The organism is Marivivens niveibacter (assembly GCF_002150005.2).
Lineage (GTDB): Bacteria > Pseudomonadota > Alphaproteobacteria > Rhodobacterales > Rhodobacteraceae > Marivivens > Marivivens niveibacter.
Map to the genome: position 1 here is coordinate 70,043 of NZ_MSPP01000008.1, position 8,373 is coordinate 78,415.

8 protein-coding genes are annotated in these 8,373 nt (G+C 54.3%); 2 read left to right on the forward strand and 6 right to left on the reverse strand.

What is annotated here, in order from left to right; all coding sequences use genetic code 11:
- Nucleotides 1-106: 106 nt before the first annotated feature.
- The gene (locus tag BVC71_RS15175) at nt 107-694 is read left to right on the forward strand and encodes a uracil-DNA glycosylase family protein (protein ID WP_086452547.1); all 588 of its coding nucleotides are present in this window, start codon (nt 107-109) and stop codon (nt 692-694) included.
- A complete protein-coding gene (locus tag BVC71_RS15180; protein WP_086452548.1) occupies nt 684-1,472 on the forward strand; it encodes an SseB family protein in 789 nt (262 codons plus the stop codon). Before BVC71_RS15175 ends, BVC71_RS15180 begins: the two co-directional genes overlap by 11 nt.
- On the opposite strand, the gene BVC71_RS15185 is transcribed toward BVC71_RS15180, so the two are convergent.
- Genes BVC71_RS15185 through BVC71_RS15210 form a run of 6 tightly spaced genes read right to left on the reverse strand, consistent with a single transcriptional unit; the run spans nt 1,469 to nt 7,976 of the window.
- A complete protein-coding gene (locus BVC71_RS15185) occupies nt 1,469-2,395 on the reverse strand; it encodes a 2-hydroxyacid dehydrogenase (RefSeq protein WP_086452549.1) in 927 nt (308 codons plus the stop codon). The two genes, BVC71_RS15180 and BVC71_RS15185, sit on opposite strands and share 4 nt — an antisense overlap.
- Complete coding sequence (rodA, locus tag BVC71_RS15190; protein WP_086452559.1) at nt 2,395-3,534, reverse strand: rod shape-determining protein RodA; 1,140 nt, start codon at nt 3,532-3,534, stop codon at nt 2,395-2,397. The genes BVC71_RS15185 and rodA overlap by 1 nt, the downstream gene beginning before the upstream one ends.
- A 1-nt stretch (nt 3,535) precedes the next feature.
- Nucleotides 3,536-5,479 carry a penicillin-binding protein 2 gene (mrdA, locus tag BVC71_RS15195; RefSeq protein WP_086452550.1) on the reverse strand — a complete coding sequence of 648 codons (1,944 nt, stop codon included), beginning with the start codon at nt 5,477-5,479 and terminating at the stop codon, nt 3,536-3,538.
- Nucleotides 5,476-5,973: a rod shape-determining protein MreD gene (locus BVC71_RS15200; RefSeq protein ID WP_133064560.1), complete on the reverse strand. Its 498-nt coding sequence runs from the start codon at nt 5,971-5,973 to the stop codon at nt 5,476-5,478. Before BVC71_RS15200 ends, mrdA begins: the two co-directional genes overlap by 4 nt.
- Nucleotides 5,974-6,011: 38 nt before the next feature.
- Nucleotides 6,012-6,923: a rod shape-determining protein MreC gene (mreC, locus tag BVC71_RS15205; protein WP_086452552.1), complete on the reverse strand. Its 912-nt coding sequence runs from the start codon at nt 6,921-6,923 to the stop codon at nt 6,012-6,014.
- A 15-nt stretch (nt 6,924-6,938) separates the two neighbouring features.
- Nucleotides 6,939-7,976 carry a rod shape-determining protein gene (locus tag BVC71_RS15210; RefSeq protein ID WP_086452553.1) on the reverse strand — a complete coding sequence of 346 codons (1,038 nt, stop codon included), beginning with the start codon at nt 7,974-7,976 and terminating at the stop codon, nt 6,939-6,941.
- Between the last annotated feature and the right edge of the window lie 397 nt (nt 7,977-8,373).

The following is an 8,373-nucleotide window of genomic DNA, read 5'->3' on the forward strand; positions in this document are numbered from 1 at the left end:
CATAACTTAATCTAACGTCAATCACAACGTGCGGTGTAGTTTTATAACTCCTTTGGATCGTAAGTTGTCCATTTGCGCCACGTCTTTGGCTGCGGTAGGCATTGGCATGGATAACCTGATGCATGAAATCGCAAATTGTCGATTGTGCGCGGATCGTTTTGCGCAAACGCAGACGCAACATTCGCCGCGGCCGGTTGCGTGGTTTTCGCCCAAGGCGCGTATTTTGATCGCTGGCCAAGCCCCGGGAATGCGGGTGCATCAGTCTGGGCGTCCTTTTACAGACCCATCTGGCGACAGGCTGCGGGATTGGATGGGTATTGGCTCTGACATATTTTACGACACTTCGCGTATCGCGATTGTCCCAATGGCGTTTTGTTTTCCCGGTTATGATGCCAAAGGTGCTGACCTGCCGCCGCCCGCAATTTGTGCAAAAACGTGGCGTGATCGTGTGTTGAACACCTTGCCGAACATCCGGCTCACGCTTTTGGTCGGGGGACACGCGATGAAATGGCATCTAGGCAAAACGGGCGTCACAGACATTGTTTCCAATTGGAATGACCATTTGCCCCATGTCATCCCCTTGCCTCATCCGTCGTGGCGCAATACGGCATGGATCAAGAAACACCCGTGGTTCGAGGCAGATCTGCTGCCCGCTCTGCGATCCCGCGTTCAAGAGGTTCTAGATGACAACTGAAATCGATACCGCCCACGCCGCGATGGAAGCCGCCCCCGAAGACGACGCAGTACGTTTGCGGTTTTACGAACGTCTGGCCGACAGCGAATTGTTTTTGCTGCTCGCATCAGAACCAGAGGCGGATGATGACATTACACCCGAAGTGATCGAGGCAGATGGCATCCAATATGTGTTGGTTTTCGACCGCGAAGAAAGGTTGGCCGATTTTGCGGAACGTGCCGCGTCATATGCGGCTGTATCGGGCCGCGGATTGGCGCAAATGCTGATGGGGCAAAATATCGGTATGGGTGTGAATCTTGGACAGGCATCGTCGATCCTGATCCCGCCTGCTGCGATTGATTGGCTAATGGAAACCTTGGGCAACGCACCAGAAGAACAAATGGCCCGCCCTGTCGAAATCACCGCGCCCAAAGGGTTGCCAGAAACCCTGCTGACGGGATTGGATCGCAAATTGGCCAGTGCTGCGGGATTGGCAAAATCGGCGTATCTGGCAGGCGTGACCTATGATAACGGGAACAAAAGCCACATCCTGACCTTTATCGGCGCGACTGATGGCGCCGAACATGCGCTGGCAAATGCGGTTGCCGAAGCGTTGACCTTTTCGGGTATTGACGCGGGTATGCTGGACGTGACCTTTGTGCCGGAAAACAGCCAGTTCGCAGAGCGTTTGAAGCGGGTAGGTATCGGGTTCGACTTGCCAGAGCCTGAAATGCAGGATGACCATGTCCCGGGATCAAACCCAGGTATGGATCCGAACAGCCCACCGAAACTGCGTTAATAACCGCGGGTTCGATCAACCAAATTCATCAAAGGCGAGCCGGTTTCGGCGCGTTTTATATTTTCAGCGATTTGTTTAGCGGCTGTCGCGGGGCGTGTTTCGCTGGCAATATGGGGTGTGACCGTGACCTTTGGATGGGACCAATAGGGATCATCAGCAGGCAAAGGTTCGATACGAAATGCATCCAGTGTCGCGTGACCAATCTGTCCGCTGTCCAGCGCGCTGATTAGCGCCGCATCGTCAATCAGCGCACCGCGTCCAGGATTGATCACAAACGCGCCCCGCGCCATCACGTTCAGCGCATCCGCGTCCAAAATCCCTTTTGTCTGAGGCGTTGCAGGTAGTAACAAAACAACGCCTTGGGCATCGTGCAGCGCATCGCGTGGGTCGTCTGAATGGATGCATGTGACACCATCGACATTTTTAGGTGTACGAGACCAGCCAGTCACTGGAAACCCAATGGACGCTAATGTCTGCGCACATGCCGCACCTAATACGCCCATCCCCAGAACCGTTATCGGGCGATCCGCGGCCAGAGGTGGTGCAATAGGGTCCCACACGCCGTTCTGGTTCAAGATCTGGCGATCCATACCCAAATGGTGCCGAAGGACATGACCCGTAACCCATTCAACCATGCCCTGGGTTAGGCCGGGATCCTCTAATCTGCACAGCGGCATTGTTAGGGTTTCGTTTTGCACGATTGTATCGACACCTGCCCACAGGCTGAACACAGCTCGACACCGCGAATAGGGGGTGAAATCTGTCAGTCGCGGGTTTGGTGCAAAGATGATGTAATCTACATCCGCCGCAGGTAGGTCATCAGATAAATGTACATCTAGGCCCTGATCGGCCAGCGCGCCCGACAATAAATCTCGGTAGACGGGCCATAATTCGGTGCGGGCAGAAAACAGGATGTTGATCATTATCGTGGCCTATGAACGTGGGCGCTTTGGACTAATCCGAAACCAACCATCAGCACCAGCATGGCTGATCCGCCGTAGCTGACCATTGGTAAGGGAACGCCGACGACGGGCGCCATGCCCATCACCATCGACATATTCACAGCGAAATACAAAAAGAATGTCATCGCAATCCCCAGCGTCACCAGCGATCCAAATCGATCTTTGTTCTGAAGCGCGGAAATGAAACAGAACGCCAGCAGTACGATATACAGTGCCAACAACCCTGCCGCGCCGATAAATCCGAACTCTTCGGCCAATGTGGTGAAAATGAAATCGGTATGCTTTTCAGGCAGGAAATTCAGCCGTGACTGCGTGCCTTGCATAAATCCACGCCCAGTCATGCCGCCCGAACCCAGCGCGATTTTGGCCTGTGTTATGTGGTATCCCGCACCTAGCGGGTCTTGGGACGGGTCCAGAAATGTCTCGATCCGCCGATATTGGTAATCTTTTAAAATCTGCCACGCTTGGCCGCGCGATTCCATAACAGCCCAGATCATCGCAACGCCGCTGCCGATGACGAAAGCAAAGTATCCCCAATGCACGCCAGCCAAAAACATGATCGTTCCGCCACCTATCATCATCAAAAGGGCTGTCCCCAAATCAGGTTGGTTAATCACCAACGCCGATGGCACCATGATGATCAAAACGGGGATAATGACCCAGATGATGTGGGATCGTTTGTTTAGCGGGAGCCAGTCATAATAGGCCGCCAAAAACATGACCAATGTGATCTTGGCCAATTCGGACGGCTGCAAAACCATAAACCCCAAATCGATCCACCGCTGTGCCCCCATACGGGTTTCACCGAATAATTCAACGGCAACCAGCAACAGCAACGACACGATATAGCCAAACGCGGATACATTGCGCCAAAACCAGATCGGCACCATTGCGATGATCAGCATCACCGCCAATCCCAAGGCAAAGCGCACCATTTGCGGCTGAAGCCACGGCGTCATTGACCCGCCTGCGACGGAATAAAGCATGACAAAGCCGGACCCCGCGATCGCCGTCAGAAGCAACACGATTGACCAATTTAGGTACAACAATTTGCGCAGGCCCGTTGGTACGGATTTAACGTTATGTTCTAAATAACTCATGTCAGGCGCGATCATTCATTGCGACAGAACCGGCTGGCATGTGTTCTTCGATTTTACGTTGCTGTTCTGAAATGCGGCCGCGCATCGCCGATGGATACGCGGATAGCGGCGGCGGACCTTCATACAGGGCCTGAAGAACGATGTCGCGCGCAATAGGTGCGGCCACGGCTGAACCACCGCCGCCATGTTCGACCACCACCGCGACTGCGTATTTTGGATTATCTGCTGGCGCAAAACTGACGAACAACGCGTGGTCGCGGCGTTCCCATGGCAAATCAGCGTTTCTTGTCACGCCGCGTGCGCGTTCTTCGGCTGTGATGCGTCGCACCTGCGATGTACCGGTTTTACCCGCCATGCGCATTTCAACTTCGGTGATGCGGGCGCCATAGGCTGTGCCGCGGTTGCTGTTGACCACTGCATCCATCGCGGCGCGAATACGGCGCAAGGTATTTTCATTCACGCCAATGGGTTCGGCTTCGGGGATGGGGACGCGCACGCCGTCGATGGCGTTGATCAGGCGCGGGGTGATGGTACGCCCCGTTGCCAGACGCGCAGCCATAACGGCCAACTGAAGCGGGGATGCCAGCACATAACCTTGGCCGATTGATGCGTTGACCGTATCGCCAATCCGCCAATCTTCGCCGTGGGTCTTTGTTTTCCATTCTTTGTCAGGGGCAAGTCCAGAAGCCACCGCAGACAACGGCAGGTCGTGGCGAATGCCCAGACCGAAGCGGCGCGCCATTGCCGCTATTTTATCAATGCCAACCCGTTGGCAAATTTCGTAGTAATAGCAGTCGCACGAATGTTTTAGGCTATCATGAAGGTTCATGTTCCCATGACCGCCCGATTTCCAACAGTGGAAACGGGTGCCTGCGACTTCGGTAAAGCCGCGACACAGAACTGTTTCTTCGGGGTCAACGACCCCGTCTTCGACGGCTGCCAATGCGGTAATCATTTTGAATGTCGATCCAGGTGGGTAGATACCTTGGACCGCTTTGGCGGCTAATGGGCGATAGGGGTTTTCATTCAGCCCTTGCCAATCCGCAACGGATATACCGCGCACAAAAAGGTTCGGGTCAAACGAAGGCGATGAAACGATCGAACGCAGATCGCCGTTTTCCAAATCAATCACCACGGCCCCAGCGGATTCTCCGTCCAGTCGTGCCTCAACATAGCGCTGAAGATCTGCGTCGATCGTCAGTTGCAGGTCAGAACCGGGAATGCCTTCTTCGCGGGATAGTTCGCGCATCACGCGGCCAATTGCGTTCACCTCGATCTGGCGGGTGCCAGCGGAACCGCGCAGTTCGGTTTCCATTTTGTTTTCGATGCCCGTTTTCCCGATTTGGAATTTGGGGATCTGCAACAAGGGGTCGGGGGATTCGATACGGCTTAGGTCATAGTCTGATACAGGGCCGACGTATCCGACAACATGTGCCATATCAGAGCCCCGTGGGTAAAACCGGCTTAGGCCTACATCAGCGGTTACACCCGGTAAGGCAGGGGCGTTGACCGTCACCTTCGCAATGTCGTCCCAGCTCAGCCGGTCGGCGATTGTCACGGGCACAAATGCCGAACGGTTGTTCATTTCTCGTACGGCTTCGGCGATTTGTGTTTCTGTTAGCGGGATAAGTTGCGCAAGGTTGGCCAAAACTTCTTCGATGTCGCCGGCTTCTTCGCGAGTCATCGTGATGCGATAGTTTTGTTCATTGCCCGCCAATAATGTACCATTCCGGTCATGAATTAGCCCGCGAGCTGGCGCCAAAAGCTTGATATTAATACGGTTCTCATCTGCCAGCAGGCGGAATGTATCGGCCTGTTCTAATTGCAGGTTCCGCATGCGCATGGTCAGCACGCCCGCAATAGCCAATTGGCTCGCGCCCACGATCAACGCGCGCCGCGAAATGACGCGATTTGAGGCCAAATTATCTTTCGGCGGGCGTTTCATAGGCGTCTCCCTCTGTCGTCAACTTCGCCCAAGGCGGGGCGGCTGACGCCGAATGCGACATAGGACAAAAACGTGACCAATGGATAAGCCAAAATGGTCATTAGCAGTTGCGACAACGTCAACATAATCGGTGCCTGAGGCAAGAACATGATCATCAAAACTATGCGATGAGCAAAAAACAGCGCGATCAAAGTCCCGGCGACAGAAATCCATTCGAACGGAAAGGCCAGAGATCGGAATTCGGACGATTTCGCCCGCAGTATTTCTGTGCTGATGATCACCAATACAGTCCATAACCCCGGTGGGCGAAGCAACAGTAGGTCCGCGGAAAAGTGGATCAAAGCAATTAGTCCGATAGGGGCCAAATCAGGACGGCGCACGACCCAAGCCATTGTAATCAGCATTAAGATATCAGGTGGCGCCCATTGCGACGGTTCGGTCGACAATGGCATGAGCTGCGCGAAAAGAATGATGTAGCTGATAACGACAAACATCACCCGACCGAGCCAGCGGCGTGTTGTTTGGATCTCGTTCATCCGTCTGTGCTCAGCTGTGGGGTGATGGTAAAGCTTGGGCCACCGTCTGTGTCCGGCGACAAAAGTTCGCCTGTGTTTTCAATGGATTCACGTGGCTGACTGCGCAAGACGCGCAGAAACTCTAAACGTTCGTAGTCGGCGGACATACGTACGCGAAGGCGGCGATCATTGCCCAAAACAACCTGTCCAACCAGCAAATCAGCAGGAAAGACGCCACCATCACCAGACGAAATCACGCGATCCCCTGGGCGGACAGAATCTGGGCTTTCCAAAAATTCGATGAGCGGGTTTTTAGAGTTGTCACCAATCAATAATGCGCGCTGACCTGAGCCTTGAATGATGATCGGTATGCGGCTGGATGTATCGGTCAGCAGTAGAACGCGGGATGTCTCTTGGCCGACGCCGGCAATGCGGCCAACCAGACCAATGCCATCCATAACAGCCCAGCCATCCCTAATCCCGTCACGTTCGCCAACGTTTAGCAAAACTGATTGCCGATAGGGCGATCCGCTGTCTGCCAGCACGATTCCCGTTACGTAGGTTAAGGATGGGTCCAGCTGAACATTGTTCAGATCCAACAGTTTAGCGTTTTCCTGCTCTAGCTGCAGGGCGGCCTCTCGCCATGCTTTCATTTGCTGCAGTTCGCGCCGTAAATCCGCATTTTGTTCGAGCAGCCGTTGATAGGATTGGAAATCAGAGGCAATGCGGGTCAGGCCCGAAACGGGGGCCATAACCCATTCCATTGATGGAACAACGCGGTCCAAAACAGCAGACCGAAACCGTTCAACCCGTGGGCTGTCGATCCGCCAAACCAGAAAAATGGCCAGCAAAAGAAACAGCAGCACCCCGATCAGCAAACGCCGCAAGGGGGCAAAATAGGCATCTTCGCGTTGGTTTTCGCGTGCCACGGGGCCCCCTTGGGATTAGCTGTCGTAGTCGATGACGTGACGCAGTTGTTTTTCGTATTCCAGCGCCTTGCCTGTGCCCAATGCAACGCAGTTCAGCGATTCATCAGCTACGGAAATGGCCAGACCGGTTTGTTCGCGCAGCGCCAGATCCAATTGACCGAGCAACGCACCGCCGCCCGTCAGCATAACGCCGCGATCAACGATATCCGCCGCCAGATCCGGAGGCGTTGCCTCTAGTGCGGTCATAACGGCTTCGCAGATTTGTTGGACTGGTTCTGCCAAAGCTTCGGCAACTTGTGCTTGGCTGATTTCGGTTTCTTTCGGAACACCGTTCAGCAGGTCGCGACCACGAATTTGCATGGATGCGCCGCGGCCATCGTCAGGCATACGGGCGGTGCCGATCGACGTTTTGATACGTTCTGCAGTTGCCTCACCGATCAGCAGGTTATGCTGGCGGCGCAGGTAGTTAATGATCGCCTCATCCATGCGGTCACCGCCAACACGAACGGAACGTGCATAAACGATGTCGCCTAGGGACAGAACGGCAACTTCAGTCGTACCGCCGCCGATATCGACAACCATCGAACCGGTTGGGTCAGTGATCGGCATGCCCGCACCAATCGCCGCTGCAATTGGTTCTGCAATGAGGCCCGCGCGGCGTGCGCCAGCAGACAGAACCGATTGACGGATCGCCCGTTTTTCAACAGGTGTCGCACCGTGCGGTACGCAAACGATGATCTTTGGTTTCGAAAAGGTTGTGCGCTTGTGAACCTTGCGGATGAAATGTTTGATCATTTCCTCTGCAGTATCAAAGTCAGCGATAACGCCGTCACGCATCGGGCGGATCGCTTCGATCGAACCAGGCGTGCGGCCCAGCATCAATTTCGCGTCTTCGCCAACAGCAAGGACTTTCTTAACGCCGTCTTTGACGTGATAGGCGACCACCGAAGGTTCAGACAGGATGATACCTTTGCCTTTGACATAAACCAGCGTGTTCGCGGTCCCTAAATCGATCGCCATATCTGACGAAAACAATCCCCCGAAACCAGCCATCTGTCGCCTTCCTGTACTTTTGTAACGCATTTTTCGCGACTCTTGCGCGAACCCGTTGCCTTATACGGGGGAAGTTACATCGAAGAAAGGGTTCATAACGCGGCTGTGGGCGCGATTCTGCCTGTTGAATCAGTGACTCGGAGCGTGCGAGTCGGTTGCGTCCAAAATATACGTTTCTGAGGGTGTATATATATAATGTATATATGGGGCTAAGGTGGCGCGCGTTAATCGGCGCGTTTGGTAAATAATTCGCGCCTAATGCTCAATAAAATAAGGGCCCTGCGATTATTGTTGAAGAAAATTCAAAAAACCTCACCGAATCCGCTTGCGCCCATGCATCACTCCCCTTAGAACCCCCTTCACCGGCGGCGCTGAGGCGCGGTTGGGACTTCTGAAG

Excerpts from the sequence above, each read along its gene's own strand:
- BVC71_RS15175 (WP_086452547.1), top strand. The coding sequence starts at position 107 with ATGGATAACCTGATGCATGAAATCGCAAATTGTCGATTGTGCGCGGAT.
- BVC71_RS15180 (WP_086452548.1), top strand. The coding sequence starts at position 684 with ATGACAACTGAAATCGATACCGCCCACGCCGCGATGGAAGCCGCCCCC.
- BVC71_RS15185 (WP_086452549.1), bottom strand. The coding sequence starts at position 2,395 with ATGATCAACATCCTGTTTTCTGCCCGCACCGAATTATGGCCCGTCTAC.
- rodA (WP_086452559.1), bottom strand. The coding sequence starts at position 3,534 with ATGAGTTATTTAGAACATAACGTTAAATCCGTACCAACGGGCCTGCGC.
- mrdA (WP_086452550.1), bottom strand. The coding sequence starts at position 5,479 with ATGAAACGCCCGCCGAAAGATAATTTGGCCTCAAATCGCGTCATTTCG.
- BVC71_RS15200 (WP_133064560.1), bottom strand. The coding sequence starts at position 5,973 with ATGTTTGTCGTTATCAGCTACATCATTCTTTTCGCGCAGCTCATGCCA.
- BVC71_RS15210 (WP_086452553.1), bottom strand. The coding sequence starts at position 7,976 with ATGGCTGGTTTCGGGGGATTGTTTTCGTCAGATATGGCGATCGATTTA.